Origin of the sequence: Agrococcus phoenicis (assembly GCF_047302415.1) — a bacterium.
GTDB lineage: Bacteria > Actinomycetota > Actinomycetes > Actinomycetales > Microbacteriaceae > Agrococcus.
The window spans coordinates 2,010,962-2,029,396 of record NZ_CP154854.1; the positions used below are offsets into that span (position 1 = coordinate 2,010,962).

The following is an 18,435-nucleotide window of genomic DNA, read 5'->3' on the forward strand; positions in this document are numbered from 1 at the left end:
TTCCTCCTCGCCGCCAGCCACGTCCATGTCAGGCGATCGCCACCGCGCGCAGCTTCTTCCTCAGGTATGCGGCCACCACTCCCGCGATCGCGCTGATGACGCCGCCGCCGAAGATGGCGATGACGACGGCGAGCGCCGCTCCGCCGATCTCGATGGCCCTGACGATCTGGGAGGCTGCGGCGCCGGAGATGCCCAGCGATCCCGCCACCCACGCGAGCGAGAAGCCCGCGATCGCGATGCCGACGACGCTGACGGCCGCTGACGCGCTCCAGACGGCGACGCGCCCCTTCTTGGTCTTGATCTGCATCATGCTCCTTCTGTGTCTCGCCCGGATGTCGGGCGCCCGCTCCGCTCGGAGCGAGGTCTGCGCGCGTCGCGGGCGACGGCTGCTTCGCCTGCGTCCTGCAGGCTGGCTGCGAGGACGCCGGTCAGTCGGGTGACGAGCTCGGGTGAGGGGATGACCGCGCCTCGCTCGATGTCGCGCACGGTCGACTCCGGCAGGGCCGCGTGCGATGCGAGCTCGGCTGCACTGATGCCCGCGCTGCGCCGCAGCGCGGCGAGCGAAGCACCGATGCGAGATTCGACCGTCATGTCGCAAACAGTGTCAGATCTTCGACGGAGGCGCTACCGGTTCTCCACAGGGTCGGGGTCGACCCGACGGGCACGTCGACGATTCGTCGAAGAAGCGCGCGGAAGCGCGATGGCCGTGCGGATATTCTGTCGGCGACAGAGACGAGGCCAGGGATGTCCATCAACCTTCGCGGCGCGAGCGCGGCCGAGCGCGCGCACTACGCGGCCCTCGTCCGACCGGCGCGGCTGCGGCTCGGGCTCAGCCAGAAGGCGCTCTCCGAGCGTGCCGAGGTCGACCGCACGACGGTCAGCAACATCGAGCGCGGAGCCGGCGCCCCGCAGGAGGACGTGCTGCGGCGCCTGTTCGCGGCGCTCGGACTCGCGACCGACGCTCAGCAGCTCGACCCGGAGATCGAGCTGTGGATCGCGGTGATGGCCGAGCTGCTGTCGCACGTGCCGAGCGATCGCCGGCACCTCGCGGCGGACGCGGCGATCGCCACCCTGGCCGCGCACGTGCGCGCCGGCGCGGTGTCACCGGGTGGGGCTACGGTGACCGCCATCCACCAGTCAGGCATCGGCGAGGAGGAGCTCCGTGGACTTGCGGCTCGGCGTGGCGTCCCTCGACGGGAGCAGCCCCACGCTGAGTGACCTGCTGCGCCTGTGCCGCCAGCTCGGCGTCCGGGTCGACAGCGCTCCGCTGCCCGCGGGCTGGCTCGGGGCGTACGACCACGCGCGCCGCCGGATCCTGCTCACCGTCGGCCTGACCCCGGTCGAGGAGCGCTCGGTGCTCGCGCACGAGCTCGGGCACGCGGTCTTCATGCACGCCGGCGCGTCGGACGCGGCCGAGCGCGCCGCGGAGCGCTTCGCCGCCCGCCTCCTCATCGACCCGCTGCAGCTCGCATCGGTGTGCGCGTGGGCGCGCGACGATCAGGAGATCGCCGAAGCGCTCGACGTGACACCCGACGTCGTGCGCGCCTATCGCGAGCATGTGCTCGGCCGACCGGCTGCGGCGTAGGCGTCAGCGCTCGGGGATCGGCGCGGGCTCGATGCCGTGGGGCGCCAGACCCGCTGCCCCGCCGTCGAGCGCGGTGAGCACCCAGATGCCATCGCTGTGGACGGCGACCGAGTGCTCCCACTGGCATGCGTCGCTGCCATCAGCGCTGCGGACCGTCCAGCCGTCCCCATCCGTCGTCGACGCCGTGGAGCCGGCGTGGATGATCGGCTCGACCGCGACGCACAGCCCCGGCTTCACCGCCGGACCCACGACCCGCGTGCGGTAGTTGAACACCGGCGGCTCCTCGTGCATGGCCCTGCCGATGCCGTGGCCGATGTAGTCGTCGCTGATCGCGAAGTCGCTGGTGGCCTCGACGTGGTCCTCGACCGCGGCGCCGACGGCGCCGAGCTGCCGCGCCGTGGCCAGCGCCGCGATCCCATCCCAGAGCGCGCCCCTCGTCACCTCGCTCAGGCGGGCGCGGGCGCGGGCGACCTCGGGATCGCCCCCGGGCACCAGCACGGTGATGGCCGCATCGCCGTGGAAGCCGCCGATCGTCGCTCCGCAGTCGATCGTGACCAGGTCGCCGGGCTCGATGGGACGCGCATCCGGGATGCCGTGCACCACCACGTCGTTGATGTTGACGCAGAGGGTGTGCTCGTAGCCGGGCTCGAGCTGGAAGTTCGGGATCGCGCCGTTCTCGCGGATCACGCGCTCCGCCAGGGCGTCGAGCGCGAGCGGCGTGACGCCGGCGGCGATCTCGCGCTCGACCGCTGCGAGCGCGAGCGCCGTGATGCGGCCGGGCTCGCGCATCGAGGCGAGCTCGCGGCGCGTCTTGTAGAGCCCGCGACGGAGCATCAGGCCGAGATGCCCCGCTCGGCGAGCCCCGCGAGGATGCGCTCGGTCACCTCGTCGACGGCACCGATGCCGTCGACCTCGACGACGAGGCCCCGGTCGCCGAAGATGGCGATCAGCGGCGCCGTCTCGCGCTCGTAGACCTCGAGGCGATGCCGGATGACCTCCTCGGTGTCATCGCTGCGACCTTGCTCCTGCGCGCGAGCCAGCAGCCGACGCACGACCTCGTCGGTGTCCGCCACGAGGCGCACGACGGCGTCCAGCTGCTCTCCGCGACGCAGGTTGACCCCGTCGAGGAACTCGACCTGCCCGGCGGTGCGCGGGTACCCGTCCAGCAGGTAGCCCCCCTCGGCATCCGCCTGCGCGAGCCGGTCGTCGATCAGCTCGTTCGTCAGCGAGTCCGGCACGTACTCGCCCGCATCGAGGATCGCGGAGACGCGCTGACCGAGCTCGGTCTGCTCCTTGATGTTCTGGCGGAAGATGTCGCCGGTCGAGACGGCGGGAACTCCGAGCGTGTCAGCGATCCGAGCGGCCTGCGTGCCCTTGCCAGCCCCGGGCGGGCCCACGATGAGGAGGTTCGGCATCTAGCGGATGAGCCCTTCGTAGTGGCGCTGCTGCAGCTGCGCGTCGATCTGGCGGACCGTCTCGAGGCCCACACCGACGATGATGAGGATCGAGGCACCGCCGAACGGGAAGTTCTGGTTGGCGCCGACCGTCGACAGCGCGATGAGCGGGATCAGCGCGACGATGCCGAGGTACAGCGAGCCCGGCAGCGTGATGCGCGTGAGCACGTAGTCGAGGTACTCCGCCGTGGGGCGACCCGCGCGGATGCCGGGGATGAAGCCGCCGTACTTCTTCATGTTGTCGGCCACCTCCTCCGGGTTGAACGTGATCGCGACGTAGAAGTAGGTGAAGCCGACGACGAGCAGGAAGAACACCAGCATGTAGAGCGGCGCGTCACCGGAGGTGAGGTTCGCCTGCACCCAGAGCACCCACTCGGGCGGCGGCGTGCCGTCCGTCGGCGTGCTGAACTGCGCGACCAGCATCGGCAGGTAGAGCAGCGAGGAGGCGAAGATCACGGGGATGACGCCGGCCATGTTGACCTTGATGGGGATGTACGTCGACTGACCGCCGTACATCCGTCGGCCGACCATCCGCTTCGCGTACTGGACGGGGATGCGTCGCTGCGACTGCTCGACGAACACGACGGCCGCCATGATGATGACGCCGACGACGAGCACCATGGCGAAGGTGTTGGGACCCTCGGTCTGGAAGATCTGGCCGAGCGCGGTCGGGAAGGTCGCTGCGATCGAGGTGAAGATCAGCAGCGACATGCCGTTGCCGATGCCGCGCTCGGTGATCATCTCGCCGAACCACATGATGAGGCCCGTACCGGCGGTCATCGTGAAGATCATGAGCGTGATGGACCACCACGAGTCGTTCGTCAGCAGGTTCTGGCACTGCGGCTGCGCGGGGCCGCCGGTCTGCGAGAAGAGCGCGCCGGAGCGGGCGACCGTGATCAGCGTCGTGGACTGCAGCACGGCCAGCGCGATCGTCATGTAGCGCGTGTACTGCGTCAGCTTGGCCTGGCCCTGCTGGCCCTCCTTGTGGAGGGTCTCGAAGTGAGGGATGACGACGCGCAGCAGCTGGGTGATGATCGACGCCGTGATGTAGGGCATGATGCCGAGCGCGAAGATGCTCAGCTGCAGCAGCGCTCCGCCGGAGAAGAGGTTGACGAGCTGGTAGAGGCCCGTCGCCGTCTGGTTGGCCGCGATGCACTCCTGCACGTTGCCGTAGTCGACGAACGGCGCCGGGATGAACGACCCGAAGCGGAACAGCGCCACGATGGCGAGCGTGAAGAGGATCTTGCGACGCAGATCGCGCGTCTTGAAGATCCTTGCGATGGCACTGAACACGTGCAGCCCTCCAGAGAATGGCAATCGGGGCGGTCCGCGCACGGACCGCCCCTCAGCCTACTTACTTGACCGAGCCGCCTGCGGCCACAATCTTCTGCTCAGCCGCAGCGGACACCTTGTCGACCGCGATGGTGAGCGCGACCGAGAGCTCGCCACCGGCGAGCACCTTGACCAGCTGGTTCTTGCGAACCGCGCCCTTGGCCACCAGGTCGGCGACCGTCACCTCGCCGCCACCGGGGAACAGCTCGCCCAGCTGCCCCACGTTGACGACCTGGTACTCGGTGCGGAACGGGTTCTTGAAGCCGCGCAGCTTGGGAGCGCGCATGACGCTGTTCAGCTGGCCACCCTCGAACCCGGGACGCACGGAGTAGCGGGCCTTCGTGCCCTTGGTGCCTCGACCGGCCGTCTTGCCCTTCGACGCCTCACCGCGACCCACGCGCGTGCGGGCGGTCTTCGCGCCCGGCGCGGGCCGGAGGTGGTGGACCTTGAGCGCCGGCAGCTCGGCCGGCTCGTTCTTGTCAGTCATTCTCGATCTCCTCGACCTTGACGAGGTGCCGAACCGTGTTGACGTAGCCGCGGTTCTGCTGGTTGTCCTCGCGCTCGACCGACTGGCCGATGCGCTTGAGACCCAGCGACCGCAGCGTGTCGCGCTGGTACTGCTTCTCGCTGATCACGGACTTCGTCTGCGTGATCTTCAGCTTGCTCACTTGGATGCCGCCTTCGCGATCTCGGCCTCGTGCTTCGTGTGCTCAGCCTCGGCGCGGAGCAGGCGCTCCGGCACGACGCGATCCACGTCGAGACCACGACGGGCGGCGACGGCGCGCGGCTCTTCGAGCATGCGCAGCGCCTCGACCGTCGCGTGGACGATGTTGATGGAGTTCGACGAGCCGAGCGACTTGCTCAGCACGTCGTGGATGCCAGCGCACTCGAGGACGGCGCGAACCGGGCCGCCCGCGATGACGCCGGTACCGGCGGCAGCGGGACGCAGGAGCACGACGCCGGCGGCGGCCTCGCCCTGCACCGGGTGCGGGATCGTCTTGGCGATGCGGGGGACGCGGAAGAAGTTCTTCTTCGCCTCCTCGACGCCCTTCGAGATGGCCGTCGGGACCTCGCGCGCCTTGCCGTAGCCGACGCCGACCATGCCGTCGCCGTCGCCCACGACCACGAGGGCCGTGAAGCTGAAGCGGCGACCGCCCTTGACGACCTTCGAGACGCGGTTGATCGTCACGACGCGCTCGAGGAACTGGTTCTCCGTGCGGTCGTCGCGACGGCCGCGCTCGTTGCGCGTGCCGCGGTCGCGGCTGCCGCGACGCTGCTCGCGGGGCTCGTCGCGGTGGTCGGCCGACTGGCCGGCCTCAGCCGCGGGAGCGCCAGCAGCCTGCTGCGTGGTGTCCGTCACCTGCGTGTCCTTGTTCTCTTCGCTCACAGTCCCAGCCCTGCCTCTCGTGCGCCGTCGGCGATCGCGGCGACGCGACCGGCGTAGCGGTTGCCGCCGCGGTCGAAGACGACCGACTCGACGCCTGCGGCCTTCGCACGCTCTGCGATCAGCTCGCCGACGCGCTTGGCCTTGGCCGTCTTGTCGCCGTCGTGCCCGCGGAGGTCAGCCTCCATGGTCGACGCCGAGGCGACGGTGATGCCCTGCGAGTCGTCGACGACCTGCACGAAGACGTGACGTGCCGAACGGGTGACGACCATGCGCGGCACCGAAGCGGTGCCGACGACCTTCTTGCGGAGGCGCGCGTGACGGCGGCCGCGGGCAGCCGACTTGCTCTTGCCTCGAGTACCGATGCCCATCACTTACCAGCCTTTCCAGCCTTGCGGCGGATCTGCTCGCCTGCGTAGCGCACGCCCTTGCCCTTGTAGGGCTCGGGCTTGCGCAGCTTGCGGAGATTCGCGGCCACCTCGCCGACGGCCTGCTTCGAGATGCCGCTGACGGTGACCTTGTTGTTGCCCTCGACCACGAACGTGATGCCGGCAGGCGGCTCGACGTTGATCGGGTGCGAGTAGCCGAGCGCGAACTCGAGGCCCGTGCCCTTCGCCGCCACGCGGTAGCCGGTGCCGACGACCTCGAGCGACTTCGAGTAGCCATCCGTCACGCCGACGATGTCGTTGGCGATCAGGGTGCGGGTGAGGCCGTGCAGTGAGCGCGACTCGCGCTCGTCGTCGGGCCGGGTGACCTGCACCTGGCCGTCGGCGACCTCGACCTGGATCGGCTTCGCGATGCGGGTCGTGAGCTCGCCCTTGGGGCCCTTGACGGTGACGACGTCGTCGTTCACCGAGATCTCGACACCCGAGGGGATGTCGATGGGGAGACGTCCGATACGTGACATGTCAGATCACCACACGTAGGCGAGGACTTCCCCGCCCACGCCCTTCTGCTCGGCCTCACGGTCAGTGAGGAGGCCCGAGCTCGTGGACAGGATGGCGACGCCGAGGCCGCCGTGCACCTGGGGGATCTCGGTCGATCGCGCGTAGACGCGCAGACCGGGCTTCGAGACCCGCTTCAGGCCAGCGAGCGCACGCTCGCGGTTCGGGCCGTACTTGAGGCTCAGCGTCAGCGACTTGCCGACGCGAGCGTCCTCGATCTTCCAGCCCGAGATGAAGCCCTCGCGCTCGAGGATCTCGGCGATGCTCGCCTTGAGGTTCGACGACGGCAGCGTGACCTCGTCGTGCATCGCCGTGTTGGCGTTGCGCAGACGCGTCAGCATGTCGGCGACCGGATCGGTCATCGTCATGGTGTTCTCCGTTCTGGTTTCGCTGCCCGTTCCGCGGACAGCGACCTTGAATTCATGCACGGCGCCGGCGGCGCCGATGGGGTCAGGACTTGAAGGGGAAGCCGAGCGCCTTGAGCAGCGCGCGACCCTCGTCGTCCGACTTCGCCGTCGTGACGACGGTGATGTCGAAGCCGCGGACGCGGTCGATCTTGTCCTGGTCGATCTCGTGGAACACCGACTGCTCCGAGAGGCCGAACGTGTAGTTGCCGTTGCCGTCGAACTGCTCGGGGCTGAGGCCACGGAAGTCGCGGATGCGCGGGAGGGCGAGCGTCAGCAGACGGTCGAGGAACTCCCACATGCGGTCGCCGCGCAGCGTGACGTGCGCGCCGATCGGCATGCCGTCGCGCAGCTTGAACTGCGCGATCGACTTCTTGGCGGCGGTGACCTTCGGCTTCTGGCCGGTGATCAGCGTGAGGTCGCGCACGGCGCCGTCGATCACCTTCGAGTCGCGCGCGGCCTCGCCGACGCCGGTGTTGACGACGATCTTGGTCAGGCCGGGCACCTGCATGACGTTCGTGAAGCCGAACTCCTCCTGGAGCTGCTTCAGGATCGTCTCGCGGTACTGCTGCTTGAGCCTCGGCAGGCGCACTGCGGTGTCAGTCATTGCTCTTGATCTCCTTGCCCGACTTCGTCGCGACGCGCACCTTCTGCGGGATCGAGACGCCGTTCTTCTCGACGCTCTTCACCTCGGCGCGAACGCGAGTGGGCTTCTTCGACTCGGGGTCGACGAGCGCGACGTTCGACACGTGGATCGGGGCCTCGTGGGTCTCGATGCCGCCCGTGCGGGTGCCGCGGTTGGTCTGGCCGACCTTGATGTGCTTGGTGACGAGGTTGACGCCCTCGACGATCACGCGGTCCTGCTCGCGCAGGACCTCGATGACGCGCCCGGTCTTCCCCCGGTCGCCGCCGCGCGACTCGCGCGCTCCGGCGATGACGACGACGAGGTCGCCCTTCTTGATGCTGGCCATGGGTCAGATCACCTCCGGTGCGAGCGACACGATCTTCATGAAGCGCTTGTCGCGGAGCTCGCGACCGACGGGACCGAAGATGCGCGTGCCGCGGGGGTCGCCGTCCGTCTTCAGGATGACGGCGGCGTTCTCGTCGAACTTGATGTACGAGCCGTCGGGACGGCGCGTCGACTTCACCGTGCGGACGACGACGGCCTTGACCACGTCGCCCTTCTTCACGTTGCCGCCGGGGATGGCGTCCTTGACCGTGGCCACGATGGTGTCACCGAGGCCGGCGTAGCGACGGCCGGAGCCGCCGAGCACGCGAATGGTCAGGAGCTCCTTGGCGCCGGTGTTGTCGGCCACCTTGATGCGGGATTCCTGCTGGATCATTGTCTAGATCTCCTTCGAGGCCGAGGCCTACTTGGCCTTCTCGAGGATCTCGACGACGCGCCACCGCTTGGTGGCGGACGTCGGACGGGTCTCTGCGATCAGGACGCGGTCGCCGATGCCGGCGGCGTTCTGCTCATCGTGGGCCTTCACCTTCGAGGACTTGCGGAGCACCTTGCCGTACAGCGGGTGCTTCACGCGGTCCTCGACCTCGACGACGACGGTCTTGTCCATCTTGTCGGAGGTGACGTAGCCGATGCGCGACTTGCGGTAGCCGCGCTGGACGGTCTCGTCCTTGGGCTGCTCAGTAGCCATCAGTTGTCCTCAGCCTTCTCAGCCGTCTCGGCCTTGTCGGCCTTCTTCGACTTCTTCTTGTCCGCAGCCTTCTCGACCGGCGCCGGCGAGGCGCTGATGCCGAGCTCGCGCTCGCGGATCACGGTGTACAGCCGCGCGATGTCGCGCTTCACCGCCCGGAGGCGGCCGTGCGAGTCCAGCTGGCCGGTGGCCGACTGGAAGCGCAGGTTGAACAGCTCTTCCTTGGCCCGCTTCAGCTCGACGACGAGACGCTCGTCATCGAGGGTGGCGAGCTCGGCGGGCATGAGCTCCTTGGAACCGATCGCCATTATGCGTCAGCCTCCTCGCGCTTGATGATGCGTGCCTTGAGCGGCAGCTTGTGGATGGCTCGCGTCATCGCCTCACGCGCGAGCTGCTCGTCGACACCGGCGACCTCGAAGAGGACGCGGCCCGGCTTGACGTTGGCGACCCACCACTCGGGCGAGCCCTTGCCGGAACCCATGCGGGTCTCAGCGGGCTTCTTCGTGAGGGGACGGTCGGGGTAGATGTTGATCCACACCTTGCCGCCGCGCTTGATGTGGCGCGTCATGGCGATTCGTGCGGCCTCGATCTGGCGGTTCGTGACGTATGCAGGCGTCAGGGCCTGGATGCCGTACTCACCGAACGACACCGCCGTGCCGCCGGTGGCCTGGCCACGGCGCTTCGGGTGGTGCTGCTTGCGGTGCTTGACTCGACGGGGAATGAGCATTACTTCGCCTCTGATCCTGCTGCGGCCGGAGCGGCGTCGCGACGGGGGCCACGACGCTCGCGCTGCGGCGACTTCTGGTTCGCCTGCTCGCGGGCGAGCTCGCGGTTGGTGAGCTCGCCGTTGTAGATCCAGACCTTGACGCCGATGCGACCGAAGGTCGTGCGTGCCTCGTAGAAGCCGTAGTCGATGTTCGAGCGGAGCGTGTGCAGGGGCACGCGGCCCTCGCGGTACTGCTCGCTGCGGCTCATCTCGGCGCCGCCGAGGCGACCCGACACCTTGATCTTGACGCCCTTGGCGCCGGCGCGCTGCGCCGACTGCAGGCCCTTGCGCATCGCGCGGCGGAAGGCCACGCGAGCGCTGAGCTGCTCGGCGATGCCCTGCGCGACGAGCTGCGCCGAGCCCTCGGGGTTCTTGACCTCGAGGATGTTCAGCTGGATCTGCTTGCCGGTGAGCTTCTCGAGGTCGGCGCGGATGCGCTCGGCCTCGGCGCCGCGACGGCCGATCACGATGCCCGGGCGGGCGGTGTGGATGTCGACGCGGACGCGGTCCTTGGTGCGCTCGATCTCGATGCGTGCGACGCCTGCGCGGTCGAGGCTCGTCGTCAGCATCTTGCGGATGCGGATGTCCTCGGCCACGTAGTCGGCGTAGCGCTGCCCCGGCTTCGTCGACTCGGCGAACCAGCGCGACACGTGGTCGGTGGTGATGCCGAGGCGGAAGCCGTACGGGTTGACCTTCTGTCCCATTACTTCTCGTCCTCCGTGGTCGGCGTCGCGAGCACGACGGTGATGTGGCTCGTCCGCTTGTTGATGCGGAACGCGCGACCCTGTGCACGCGGCTGGAACCGCTTGAGCGTGGTGCCCTCGTCGACGAACGCGCGGGCCACGTACAGGTCCTGCTCGTCGAGGAACTCGTTCGCGGCGTCTGCCTTGACCCGAGCGTTGGCCACCGCCGAGGCGACGAGCTTGTACACGGGCTCCGAGGCGCCCTGCGGGGCGAACTTCAGGATCGCGAGGGCCTCTTCGGCCTGCTTGCCGCGGATCATGTCGACGACGCGGCGGGCCTTCTGAGGGGTCACGCGGATGTGACGAACGCGAGCGATCGACTCAACCATTGCCTTCTCCTTCTTCCGTCACCGCGCTTAGCGGCGACGGCCCTTCTTGTCGTCCTTCACATGGCCGCGGAAGGTGCGGGTGGGCGCGAACTCGCCCAGCTTGTGGCCGACCATCGTCTCGGTGACGAAGACCGGGATGTGCTTGCGACCGTCGTGGACGGCGATCGTGTGACCGAGCATGGCCGGCACGATCATCGAACGGCGCGACCACGTCTTGATGACGTTCTTGCTGCCGGACTCGTTCTGCCGAACCACCTTGGTGAGGAGGTGGTCGTCGACGAACGGACCCTTCTTGAGGCTGCGGGGCATCGGACTCTCCTACTAGCGCTTCTTCTTGCCGGTCGAGCGGCGACGGACGATGAGCTTGTCACTCGGCTTGTTGGGGCGGCGGGTGCGACCCTCTGCCTGACCCCACGGGCTGACGGGGTGACGACCACCGCTCGTCTTGCCCTCGCCGCCACCGTGCGGGTGGTCGACCGGGTTCATCGCGACACCGCGCACGGTCGGGCGAACGCCCAGCCAGCGCTTGCGGCCGGCCTTGCCCCAGTTGATGTTCGACTGCTCGGCGTTGCCGACCTCGCCGATCGTGGCACGGCAGCGGGCATCGACGTTGCGGATCTCGCCCGACGGCAGGCGGAGCTGCACGTAGGGGCCGTCCTTGGCGACGAGGCGCACGGAGGCGCCGGCCGAGCGAGCCATCTTCGCGCCACCGCCCGGGCGGAGCTCCACGCCGTGGATCACCGTTCCCGTGGGGATGTTGCGCATCGGCAGGTTGTTGCCCGGCTTGATGTCCGCGCCTGCGCCCGACTCCACGACGTCGCCCTGCTTGAGCTTGTTCGGGGCCAGGATGTAGCGCTTCGTGCCGTCCTCGAAGTGCAGCAGCGCGATGCGCGCCGTGCGGTTGGGGTCGTACTCGATGTGCGCGACGCGGGCGTTCACGCCGTCCTTGTCATTGCGACGGAAGTCGATGACGCGGTACTGGCGCTTGTGGCCACCGCCGATGTGGCGGGTGGTGATGCGTCCCGTGTTGTTGCGGCCGCCGGTCTTGGGCAGCGGGCGCAGCAGGGACTTCTCGGGCGTCGATCGGGTGATCTCAGCGAAGTCTGCGACGGACGAGCCGCGACGACCCGGGGTCGTCGGCTTGTACTTGCGAATAGCCATGTTCTCGTTCCTTCAGTCCTCAGCCGACAGCCGTGAAGATGTCGATCGAACCGGACTTCAGCTTCACGATGGCGCGCTTGGTGTCCTTGCGCTTGCCGGTGCCGAAGCGGGTGCGGCGCGTCTTGCCGACGCGGTTGAGGGTGTTGACGCGCTCCACCTTGACGCCGAAGATCTTCTCGATCGCGAGCTTGATCTCGGTCTTCGAGGCGCGTGGGTCGACCTCGAAGGTGTAGCTGCCCATGTCGATGAGCGCGTAGCTCTTCTCGGACACGATCGGGCGGATGATGATGTCGCGAGGGTCCTTGTTGTAGCCGCTCATCAGTTGTCCTTCTCTGCCTTGTCGGCCTTCGGTGCCTTGGCGGGCTTCTCGGCCTTCGCCGGCTTCTCAGCCTTGGGCTCCTCGGCGACGACCTCGACGGTCGATCCGGTCTTCGCGGCGACGAACGCCTCGTAGGCGGGCTTCGAGAACACGATGTCGTCGCTCACGAGCACGTCGTAGGCGTTGAGCTGGTCCCAGGGCAGCACGTGGACCTCGGGGAGGTTGCGCACCGAGAGCAGCGCGGTCTCCTCGGAGCGGTCGAGCACGAGCAGCACGTTCTTGGCCACGCCGAGCGCGGCGAAGGTGTCGACCGCGACGCGAGTGCTGGGCGCCTCTGCCGGGAACGCCTCGATGACGTGCAGGCGGCCTCCGCGGGCGCGGTCCGAGAGCGAGCCCAGCAGCGCTGCGGCGATCATCTTCTTCGGGGTGCGCTGCGAGTAGTCGCGCGGCGTCGGGCCGTGGACGATGCCACCGCCGGTCATCTGGGGCGCGCGGATCGAGCCCTGACGGGCGCGGCCCGTGCCCTTCTGCTTGAAGGGCTTGCGGCCAGCGCCGGAGACCTCGCCACGACCCTTGGTCGAGTGCGTGCCCTGGCGCGCAGCTGCGAGCTGCGCGACGACGACCTGGTGGATCAGCGGAACGTTCGTCTGGACGTCGAAGATGCTGGCGGGCAGCTCGACCGAGCCTGCCTGCTTGCCCTTCGCGTCGACGATGGTGACCTGTGCGGTCATGCTCAGGCTCCCTTCACAGCGTTGCGGACGTACACGAGACGACCGCGAGCGCCGGGGACGGCGCCCTTGACGAGCATGAGACCCTGCTCGACGTCGATCGAGTGGATCGTGAGGTTCAGCACCGACACGCGGTCGGTGCCCATGCGGCCGGCCATGCGCATGCCGCGGAAGACGCGGCTGGGCGTGGACGAGGCACCGATGGAGCCGGGCTTGCGGTGGTTGCGGTGCGCACCGTGCGATGCCGAGACGCCAGCGAAGTTGTGGCGCTTCATGACACCGGCGAAGCCCTTGCCCTTCGAGGTGCCGACGACGTCGACCTTCTGGCCGGCGGCGAACAGGTCGACCGCCAGCTCCTGGCCGAGCTCGTAGGCGTCGGCGTTGTCCGTGCGGACCTCGGTGAGGTGGCGGCGCGGCGTGACGCCGGCGGCGTCGAAGTGACCGGCAGCAGGCTTGTTGACCTTGCGCGGGTCGATCTGGCCGGCGGCGATCTGGATGGCTGCGTAGCCGTCCTTCTCGGGCGTGCGGATCTGCGTGACCACGTTCGGCGTGATCTCGAGCACCGTGACGGGGACGAGCTTGTTCTGCTCATCCCACACCTGGGTCATCCCGAGCTTCTTGCCGAGCAGGCCGCGAGTCGTCGTGATCTTCGACATGGCGTTCCTTAGAGCTTGATCTCGATGTTGACGTCAGCGGGCAGGTCGAGGCGCATGAGCGAGTCGACCGCCTTGGGCGTCGGGTCGATGATGTCGATGAGTCGCTTGTGCGTGCGCTTCTCGAAGTGCTCGCGGCTGTCCTTGTACTTGTGAGGTGAACGGATCACCACGACCACGTTCTTCTCGGTCGGCAGCGGCACCGGGCCCACCACCGTCGCGCCCGCACGGGTCACGGTGTCGACGATCTTGCGCGCCGACGAGTCGATGACCTCGTGGTCGTACGACTTCAGTCGGATGCGGATCTTCTGTCCCGCCATGGCTGACTCTCTTCCTGTCGACGCAGCCGTTCTAGGCTGCTCGCAACGCACTCTCGAGTGCACCGCTGTTCTTCTGTCAATGCCCGCATGGGGCGCGCACCGCCGTCGGGCACGGCGGTACCGTGCTCGGCTTCGGCGAAGTTTCTGTTGGAGCTGCCCGCGGCCCAGGAGCGTTCTCGAACCTGTGCACAGCCAGAGCAGTGAGCGACGTGGAACCGTCGCGTTTGCAACCTGACGATTCTCGCACGGATGCGGAGGTCCGTGCAACCCGGGCGTGTCGCGCCGACTCCCGCGTCGTCTCGCGGGAGTCGCGGGTCGCGGCCCGGCTCTGCGCGGGCTCGCGGGGACGGGCACCGGCCTTGCTACCGTCGCGGCATGCCTCCTTCGTCGACCGCGATGCCCACCGGCTCCGATCTGCCCCACGACCCGTCATGGCCGCGCAGCGGCGACTGGCCGTCGCTGGCGGATGCGCCGGGTCACCTCGACGCGGTGCTGGTCGGCATCGGCACGCACGAGACCTCGCTCAGCCCCACCAGCGCGCACACCACGCCCGGCGCGGTGCGCGATGCGCTGCGGCGGTTCTCGCCGCACGCCGCCGACACCGCCATGCCGGTCGGCGCGCTGCGCGTCGCAGACGCCGGGGACGCCTCCGACCCCGACGCCGACGAGCAGGGCGCCACGGCGCTCGTCGCCCGGGCGGCCGCGCGGGCCCGACTGGTGATCGTGCTCGGCGGCGACAACGCCGCCACCGTGCCCGCGGCGCTCGGCAGCTGGGGCGCATCCATCGAGACGGCCGGCCTCATCACGCTCGACGCGCACCACGACCTGCGCGACGGCCGCTCGAACGGCTCGCCGGTGCAGCGGCTGCTCGACGCGGGTCTCGACGGCTCGCGCGTCGCCCAGATCGGCATCCAGGACTTCGCGAACTCCCGCGCGTACGCCGAGCGGGCGCGCGAGGCGGGCATCAGCGTCCTCGCGCGCGAGGACCTCGAGCAGCGCGGGCTCCACGAGGTCGCCGCCGAGGCCGTGCGGGTCGCGCGCGCGGGCGGCGGCCCCGTGCACCTCGACGTCGACGTCGACGTCTGCGACCGCTCGGTCGCGCCGGGCTGCCCGGCATCGGTGCCGGGAGGCATCAGCGCGTGGCAGCTGCGAGCGCTGATCCGCGCCATCGTCGCCTACGACGAGGTCGCCTCGATCGACTTCACCGAGGTCGATGCCGCAGCCGACGCCGCCGATGGCCGCACCGTGCGGCTCACGGCGCTCGGCGTGCTCGAGGCGCTCGCAGCCCTCGCCGACCGGGAGGACCGCAGGTTCCCGAAGCTGCGCGCGCTGTAGCCGAGCGCCGGCGGGCTCGGCCTGCCGGCCGCCAGGCCATCGCCCTGCGCACGATCCTCGCCGCTCGCCGTCAGCGCACTCGCGCAGGCGCTGACCACACGAGCTCGAGCCTCGCCGGTGGGCGCCCGCTCGCCGCCCAGCCCTCCGGCACCGCTGCCGCGAGCTCGGCGGGCGTGTGGCTGCGACGGATGGAGGCGAGCCCGTCCACGCGGATGAAGGTGTCGCGCAGCACGGTCGACCGCAGCGGCAGGGTCGCGACAGCGAAGGCCGCGTAGGCCAGGGCGGAGCGGGCGAGGTCGCCGTGCACCACGACGCCGCCCGGCGCCGCGAGCCGCTCGGAGTCGGCCAGGATCGCGCCGAGCTCCCGTGGGGAGAGGTGGTGCAGCACGTGGTTGGAGACGATCACGTCGAAGCGCTCCCCCGCCGCAGCCAGCTCGCGGGTCGACGCCTGCCGCAGCTCGAGGCCGGGCAGCGGCGCGCGAGCCCGCGCGGCCTCCATCGCGCGCGCGTCGGGGTCGATGCCGACCGCTTCGAGCGCGCCGCCGTCGCGCGCAGCCCATCGCAGCAGCCGGCGCGGCAGGTCGGCGCCGCCGGTGCCGACGTCGAGCAGTCGCACGCGCTCGCCGCGCAGCAGCCGCGGCCGGATCCAGCGGCGGTAGAGCGCGCGCGGCTCCGAGACGAGGGCGTTGACCGCCGCGAAGCGCTCGAAGGTGCGCGCGAGCGTCCGAGGATCGCACTGCGGGTCGTCCATCTCCTCGCGGGCATCGGGGTCTCGGCTGCGCAGGCTGGCCAGCACGCGCGCATCCGCGAGCACGCGCCCTCCCGCGAGGGCGGCAGTGCGAGGATCGCGCTCTCCTGGCCGCTCGCGCCGAGCGGGCGCGGCGGACGATGCGCTGTCGAGCACCGGCGCGCCCTAGCCGCGCACCGTCAGCAGTGCCGACTCGACCGTGAGCCCGGGCCCGAACGCCATGGCTGCGACGCGGTCGCCGTCGCGCGAGCCGACGTCCTGCAGGATGCGCTGCAGCACGAAGAGCACGGTGGCGCTCGACATGTTGCCGAAGTCGCGCAGCGTCTCGCGCGCGGGGACGAGCTGCGCCTCGGACAGCGCGAGCGTCGACTCGACGCGATCGAGGATGCTGCGGCCGCCGGGGTGGATCGCCCAGTGCTGGATCGCTGCTCCCGCGCGAGATTCTGCGAGCGCCTCGGCGAGCTGCGGCTCGGCCTCGAGCAGCGGCGCGATCGCGTCCGTGATGTGCTCGCCGATGATGGCGGGCACCGCGTTCGAGAGCACCATCTCGAAGCCGTGGTCGCCGATGCGCCACGCCATGTCGCCCTCGCCCTGCGGCGTCGTGCGCGTCGCGAAGCCGTCCAGCTGCAGGGCCCGCTCGCCCTGCTCCGGTCCGCGCGCGGTCACGAGCGCGGCGCCGGCGCCGTCGGCGAACAGCGAGGTCGCGACGATCGTGTCGGGGTCGTTCGAGGTGCGCAGGTGCAGCGTGCACAGCTCGACGCTCACGACGAGCACGACCGCCTCGGGATCGGCCTGGCACAGCTGCGCTGCCAGGCGCAGCGCCGGCACGGCGGCGTAGCAGCCCATGAAGCCCAGGTGGTAGCGCTGCACGCCGGCGGGCAGCCCCAGGTCGCGCGCGAGCACGAAGTCGGGGCCGGGCGCGTAGAAGCCCGTGCAGGAGGCGGTGATGACGTGCGTCACGTCGTCGGCGGCGAGCCCCGGCGTGGCGTCGAGCGCCGCGCGGCCCGCCTCGACGCAGAGCCGGCTCGCGTGCGTCGCATAGCGGTCGTTGCGCAGCCGAGTGCCGGGGTCGAGCACGAGGCCGCTGGCCCGGTCGAAGAACTCGGGCTCGGCCGGCGCCGCGGTGTCGGCGCCGAGCTCCTCGACGACCGTGTGGCGGCGCGCGATGCCCGAGACGCCGAACGACGTGCTGACGAGCCGCTGCGAGAGGCGCGTGAGGCCTGGCTGCGAGCCGAAGATCTCGGCCGCCGCGCCCTGCTCCAGGCTCGTCGGCGGCACCACCGTGGAGAGACCCCGCATCGTCACGCTCATGCCGCGAGGCTATTGGGGGACACTGTGCGTTCTCCGACCACGGCCCGCCCGACCGCCTCGACCGCGGCGCCTCAGGCCGCGCGCTCGCCCGCGCGCCACACGGCGTGCACGAGCGGCACACCGGGCCGGTACGCCAGGTGCGCGACCGACGGCGCCTCGAGCACCTGCACGTCGGCCCGCGCGCCGGCACGGATGCGGCCCACCGGCAGCAGGGCGCGACCCGCTCGGTCCAGGCTCGGCTCGTCGCGGCCGAGCGCCATCGCACCGCCGAGCGTCGCGGCCCGCACCGCCTCCTGGATCGTCAGCCCCATCTGCAGCACCGCGGTCGCGACGCAGAAGGCCATCGACGTCGTGTAGCTCGTGCCGGGGTTGCAGTTCGTCGCGATCGCGAGCACCGCGCCGGCATCCAGCAGCCGGCGGGCGGGTGCGAGCGGCATGCGCGTCGAGAGGTCGCAGGCGGGGAGCACGGTCGCGACCGTGCCGCGGCCTGCCCGCCAGGTCTCGGCGAGCATCCGCACCTCGTCGTCGTCGAGGAACGCCACGTGGTCGACGCTCGTCGCACCGAGCTCGACGGCGAGCCGGGCGCCGGGGCCGGGGCCGAGCTGGTTGCCGTGCACGCGCAGCGCCAGCCCGCGAGCGCGCGCCGCCTCGAGCACGCGCCGCGACTGCGCCTCGTCGAAGGCGCCGCGCTCGCAGAACACGTCGACCGCGTCGACGTGCGGCGCGACCGCCTCGAGCATGGCGCCGGTCACGAGGTCGAGGTAGCCGCCCGCCTCGGAGCCCTCGGGCACGAGGTGCGCGCCGAGGAAGGTCACCGAGTCGGCGCGAGCGCCGGCGAGGCGCGCGCTGCGGAGCTCGTCGGGGACGGTCAGGCCGTAGCCCGTCTTCGTCTCGAACGCGGTCGTGCCCCCTCGCAGCATCTCGTCGGCCAGCCGATCGAGGTTCGCCGCGAGCGCCTCGTCGCTCGCCTCGCGCGTCGCGGCGACCGTCACGCCGATGCCGCCGGCCGCGTAGGGCTCCCCCGCCATGCGGGCCTCGAACTCCGCGCCGCGATCGCCGGCGAAGACCAGGTGCGTGTGGCTGTCGACCCAGCCGGGCAGCACCGCGCGGCCGGCCACGTCGATCGACTCGTCGGCGGCGGGAGCGGCGCGCGCCTCGCCGACCCACGCGATCGTGTCGCCCTCCATGACCAGCGCGGCATCCTGCATCCGCCCCCGGTCGTCGTTCGTCGTGAGCTCGCCGATGCCGGTGAGCAGCGTCGCCG

Annotated in this window: 31 protein-coding genes; 3 read left to right on the plus strand and 28 right to left on the minus strand. The window is 70.3% G+C overall.

The genetic code is table 11. The annotated features are described in order from the left end of the window. Window positions 1–28: 28 nt before the first annotated feature. Together AA0Z99_RS09635 and AA0Z99_RS09640 are read right to left on the minus strand one after the other, a co-directional pair. Window positions 29–310 carry an uberolysin/carnocyclin family circular bacteriocin gene (locus AA0Z99_RS09635; protein ID WP_413316876.1) on the minus strand — a complete coding sequence of 94 codons (282 nt, stop codon included), beginning with the start codon at window positions 308–310 and terminating at the stop codon, window positions 29–31. Further along, window positions 307–591, minus strand: a complete 285-nt coding sequence (locus tag AA0Z99_RS09640; RefSeq protein ID WP_413316877.1) for a helix-turn-helix transcriptional regulator — start codon at window positions 589–591, stop codon at window positions 307–309. Before AA0Z99_RS09640 ends, AA0Z99_RS09635 begins: the two co-directional genes overlap by 4 nt. On the opposite strand from AA0Z99_RS09640, the gene AA0Z99_RS09645 reads away from it, so the two are divergent. Both AA0Z99_RS09645 and AA0Z99_RS09650 read left to right on the plus strand, forming a co-directional pair. After that, complete coding sequence (locus tag AA0Z99_RS09645) at window positions 508–1,218, plus strand: helix-turn-helix domain-containing protein (RefSeq protein WP_413316878.1); 711 nt, start codon at window positions 508–510, stop codon at window positions 1,216–1,218. The genes AA0Z99_RS09640 and AA0Z99_RS09645 overlap by 84 nt on opposite strands. Further along, window positions 1,163–1,585, plus strand: coding sequence for an ImmA/IrrE family metallo-endopeptidase (locus AA0Z99_RS09650; RefSeq protein ID WP_413316879.1), 423 nt, complete (start codon window positions 1,163–1,165; stop codon window positions 1,583–1,585). The genes AA0Z99_RS09645 and AA0Z99_RS09650 overlap by 56 nt, the downstream gene beginning before the upstream one ends. A 3-nt stretch (window positions 1,586–1,588) precedes the next feature. Here the strand turns inward: AA0Z99_RS09650 and map are convergent, their stop codons facing one another. The 23 genes from map to rpsJ all read right to left on the minus strand — a co-directional run bounded on the left by map (window position 1,589) and on the right by rpsJ (window position 13,777). Continuing rightward, complete coding sequence (gene map, locus AA0Z99_RS09655; RefSeq protein WP_413316880.1) at window positions 1,589–2,419, minus strand: type I methionyl aminopeptidase; 831 nt, start codon at window positions 2,417–2,419, stop codon at window positions 1,589–1,591. Continuing rightward, a complete protein-coding gene (locus tag AA0Z99_RS09660) occupies window positions 2,419–3,000 on the minus strand; it encodes an adenylate kinase (RefSeq protein ID WP_413316881.1) in 582 nt (193 codons plus the stop codon). Before AA0Z99_RS09660 ends, map begins: the two co-directional genes overlap by 1 nt. Further along, window positions 3,001–4,332, minus strand: coding sequence for a preprotein translocase subunit SecY (gene secY, locus AA0Z99_RS09665; RefSeq protein WP_413316882.1), 1,332 nt, complete (start codon window positions 4,330–4,332; stop codon window positions 3,001–3,003). Between the two features lie 61 nt (window positions 4,333–4,393). Continuing rightward, on the minus strand, window positions 4,394–4,858 hold the full coding sequence (rplO, locus tag AA0Z99_RS09670) for a 50S ribosomal protein L15 (RefSeq protein WP_413316883.1): 465 nt from the start codon (window positions 4,856–4,858) through the stop codon (window positions 4,394–4,396). Next, window positions 4,851–5,039 (minus strand): 50S ribosomal protein L30, encoded by a 189-nt coding sequence (rpmD, locus tag AA0Z99_RS09675; RefSeq protein ID WP_072312787.1) that lies wholly within the window; start codon window positions 5,037–5,039, stop codon window positions 4,851–4,853. The genes rplO and rpmD overlap by 8 nt, the downstream gene beginning before the upstream one ends. Next, window positions 5,036–5,758, minus strand: coding sequence for a 30S ribosomal protein S5 (rpsE, locus tag AA0Z99_RS09680; RefSeq protein ID WP_083586796.1), 723 nt, complete (start codon window positions 5,756–5,758; stop codon window positions 5,036–5,038). The genes rpmD and rpsE overlap by 4 nt, the downstream gene beginning before the upstream one ends. Beyond that, on the minus strand, window positions 5,755–6,126 hold the full coding sequence (gene rplR / locus AA0Z99_RS09685) for a 50S ribosomal protein L18 (RefSeq protein WP_413316884.1): 372 nt from the start codon (window positions 6,124–6,126) through the stop codon (window positions 5,755–5,757). The genes rpsE and rplR overlap by 4 nt, the downstream gene beginning before the upstream one ends. Continuing rightward, the gene (gene rplF / locus AA0Z99_RS09690) at window positions 6,126–6,662 is read right to left on the minus strand and encodes a 50S ribosomal protein L6 (RefSeq protein WP_413316885.1); all 537 of its coding nucleotides are present in this window, start codon (window positions 6,660–6,662) and stop codon (window positions 6,126–6,128) included. The genes rplR and rplF overlap by 1 nt, the downstream gene beginning before the upstream one ends. A 6-nt stretch (window positions 6,663–6,668) precedes the next feature. Then, the gene (gene rpsH, locus AA0Z99_RS09695) at window positions 6,669–7,067 is read right to left on the minus strand and encodes a 30S ribosomal protein S8 (protein ID WP_413316886.1); all 399 of its coding nucleotides are present in this window, start codon (window positions 7,065–7,067) and stop codon (window positions 6,669–6,671) included. A gap of 82 nt (window positions 7,068–7,149) precedes the next feature. Then, window positions 7,150–7,710, minus strand: coding sequence for a 50S ribosomal protein L5 (rplE, locus tag AA0Z99_RS09700; RefSeq protein WP_413316887.1), 561 nt, complete (start codon window positions 7,708–7,710; stop codon window positions 7,150–7,152). Next, window positions 7,703–8,074 (minus strand): 50S ribosomal protein L24, encoded by a 372-nt coding sequence (gene rplX / locus AA0Z99_RS09705; RefSeq protein ID WP_413316888.1) that lies wholly within the window; start codon window positions 8,072–8,074, stop codon window positions 7,703–7,705. Before rplX ends, rplE begins: the two co-directional genes overlap by 8 nt. 3 nt (window positions 8,075–8,077) lie before the next feature. Then, a complete protein-coding gene (rplN, locus tag AA0Z99_RS09710; RefSeq protein WP_072312793.1) occupies window positions 8,078–8,446 on the minus strand; it encodes a 50S ribosomal protein L14 in 369 nt (122 codons plus the stop codon). Window positions 8,447–8,473: 27 nt separating this feature from the next. Beyond that, window positions 8,474–8,758, minus strand: coding sequence for a 30S ribosomal protein S17 (gene rpsQ / locus AA0Z99_RS09715; protein ID WP_413316889.1), 285 nt, complete (start codon window positions 8,756–8,758; stop codon window positions 8,474–8,476). Next, the gene (gene rpmC, locus AA0Z99_RS09720; RefSeq protein ID WP_413316890.1) at window positions 8,758–9,066 is read right to left on the minus strand and encodes a 50S ribosomal protein L29; all 309 of its coding nucleotides are present in this window, start codon (window positions 9,064–9,066) and stop codon (window positions 8,758–8,760) included. Before rpmC ends, rpsQ begins: the two co-directional genes overlap by 1 nt. After that, entirely contained in the window at window positions 9,066–9,485 is a 420-nt protein-coding gene (rplP, locus tag AA0Z99_RS09725; protein WP_072312796.1) for a 50S ribosomal protein L16, read from the minus strand. The genes rpmC and rplP overlap by 1 nt, the downstream gene beginning before the upstream one ends. Continuing rightward, entirely contained in the window at window positions 9,485–10,228 is a 744-nt protein-coding gene (rpsC, locus tag AA0Z99_RS09730; protein WP_413316891.1) for a 30S ribosomal protein S3, read from the minus strand. The genes rplP and rpsC overlap by 1 nt, the downstream gene beginning before the upstream one ends. After that, on the minus strand, window positions 10,228–10,596 hold the full coding sequence (gene rplV, locus AA0Z99_RS09735; RefSeq protein ID WP_413316892.1) for a 50S ribosomal protein L22: 369 nt from the start codon (window positions 10,594–10,596) through the stop codon (window positions 10,228–10,230). The genes rpsC and rplV overlap by 1 nt, the downstream gene beginning before the upstream one ends. Window positions 10,597–10,623: 27 nt before the next feature. Continuing rightward, the gene (gene rpsS, locus AA0Z99_RS09740) at window positions 10,624–10,905 is read right to left on the minus strand and encodes a 30S ribosomal protein S19 (RefSeq protein ID WP_413316893.1); all 282 of its coding nucleotides are present in this window, start codon (window positions 10,903–10,905) and stop codon (window positions 10,624–10,626) included. Between the two features lie 12 nt (window positions 10,906–10,917). Beyond that, entirely contained in the window at window positions 10,918–11,757 is an 840-nt protein-coding gene (gene rplB, locus AA0Z99_RS09745; RefSeq protein WP_072312799.1) for a 50S ribosomal protein L2, read from the minus strand. Between the two features lie 19 nt (window positions 11,758–11,776). Beyond that, a complete protein-coding gene (gene rplW, locus AA0Z99_RS09750; RefSeq protein WP_072312800.1) occupies window positions 11,777–12,076 on the minus strand; it encodes a 50S ribosomal protein L23 in 300 nt (99 codons plus the stop codon). Further along, complete coding sequence (gene rplD / locus AA0Z99_RS09755) at window positions 12,076–12,807, minus strand: 50S ribosomal protein L4 (protein WP_413316894.1); 732 nt, start codon at window positions 12,805–12,807, stop codon at window positions 12,076–12,078. The genes rplW and rplD overlap by 1 nt, the downstream gene beginning before the upstream one ends. A gap of 2 nt (window positions 12,808–12,809) precedes the next feature. Beyond that, window positions 12,810–13,460, minus strand: a complete 651-nt coding sequence (rplC, locus tag AA0Z99_RS09760) for a 50S ribosomal protein L3 (protein WP_413316895.1) — start codon at window positions 13,458–13,460, stop codon at window positions 12,810–12,812. Window positions 13,461–13,468: 8 nt separating this feature from the next. Then, a complete protein-coding gene (rpsJ, locus tag AA0Z99_RS09765; RefSeq protein WP_021010896.1) occupies window positions 13,469–13,777 on the minus strand; it encodes a 30S ribosomal protein S10 in 309 nt (102 codons plus the stop codon). Between the two features lie 375 nt (window positions 13,778–14,152). Between rpsJ and AA0Z99_RS09770 the strand changes: the two genes are divergently transcribed. After that, the gene (locus tag AA0Z99_RS09770; protein ID WP_413316896.1) at window positions 14,153–15,112 is read left to right on the plus strand and encodes an arginase family protein; all 960 of its coding nucleotides are present in this window, start codon (window positions 14,153–14,155) and stop codon (window positions 15,110–15,112) included. A gap of 70 nt (window positions 15,113–15,182) precedes the next feature. Here AA0Z99_RS09770 and AA0Z99_RS09775 read toward each other — a convergent pair whose 3' ends face one another. From AA0Z99_RS09775 to hutI, 3 genes are all read right to left on the minus strand, one after another. Next, window positions 15,183–16,016 carry a methyltransferase domain-containing protein gene (locus AA0Z99_RS09775; RefSeq protein ID WP_413316897.1) on the minus strand — a complete coding sequence of 278 codons (834 nt, stop codon included), beginning with the start codon at window positions 16,014–16,016 and terminating at the stop codon, window positions 15,183–15,185. A 9-nt stretch (window positions 16,017–16,025) separates the two neighbouring features. Beyond that, window positions 16,026–17,171: a type III polyketide synthase gene (locus AA0Z99_RS09780; protein ID WP_413316898.1), complete on the minus strand. Its 1,146-nt coding sequence runs from the start codon at window positions 17,169–17,171 to the stop codon at window positions 16,026–16,028. A 71-nt stretch (window positions 17,172–17,242) separates the two neighbouring features. Continuing rightward, the gene (gene hutI / locus AA0Z99_RS09785; protein ID WP_413320831.1) at window positions 17,243–18,379 is read right to left on the minus strand and encodes an imidazolonepropionase; all 1,137 of its coding nucleotides are present in this window, start codon (window positions 18,377–18,379) and stop codon (window positions 17,243–17,245) included. Between the last annotated feature and the right edge of the window lie 56 nt (window positions 18,380–18,435).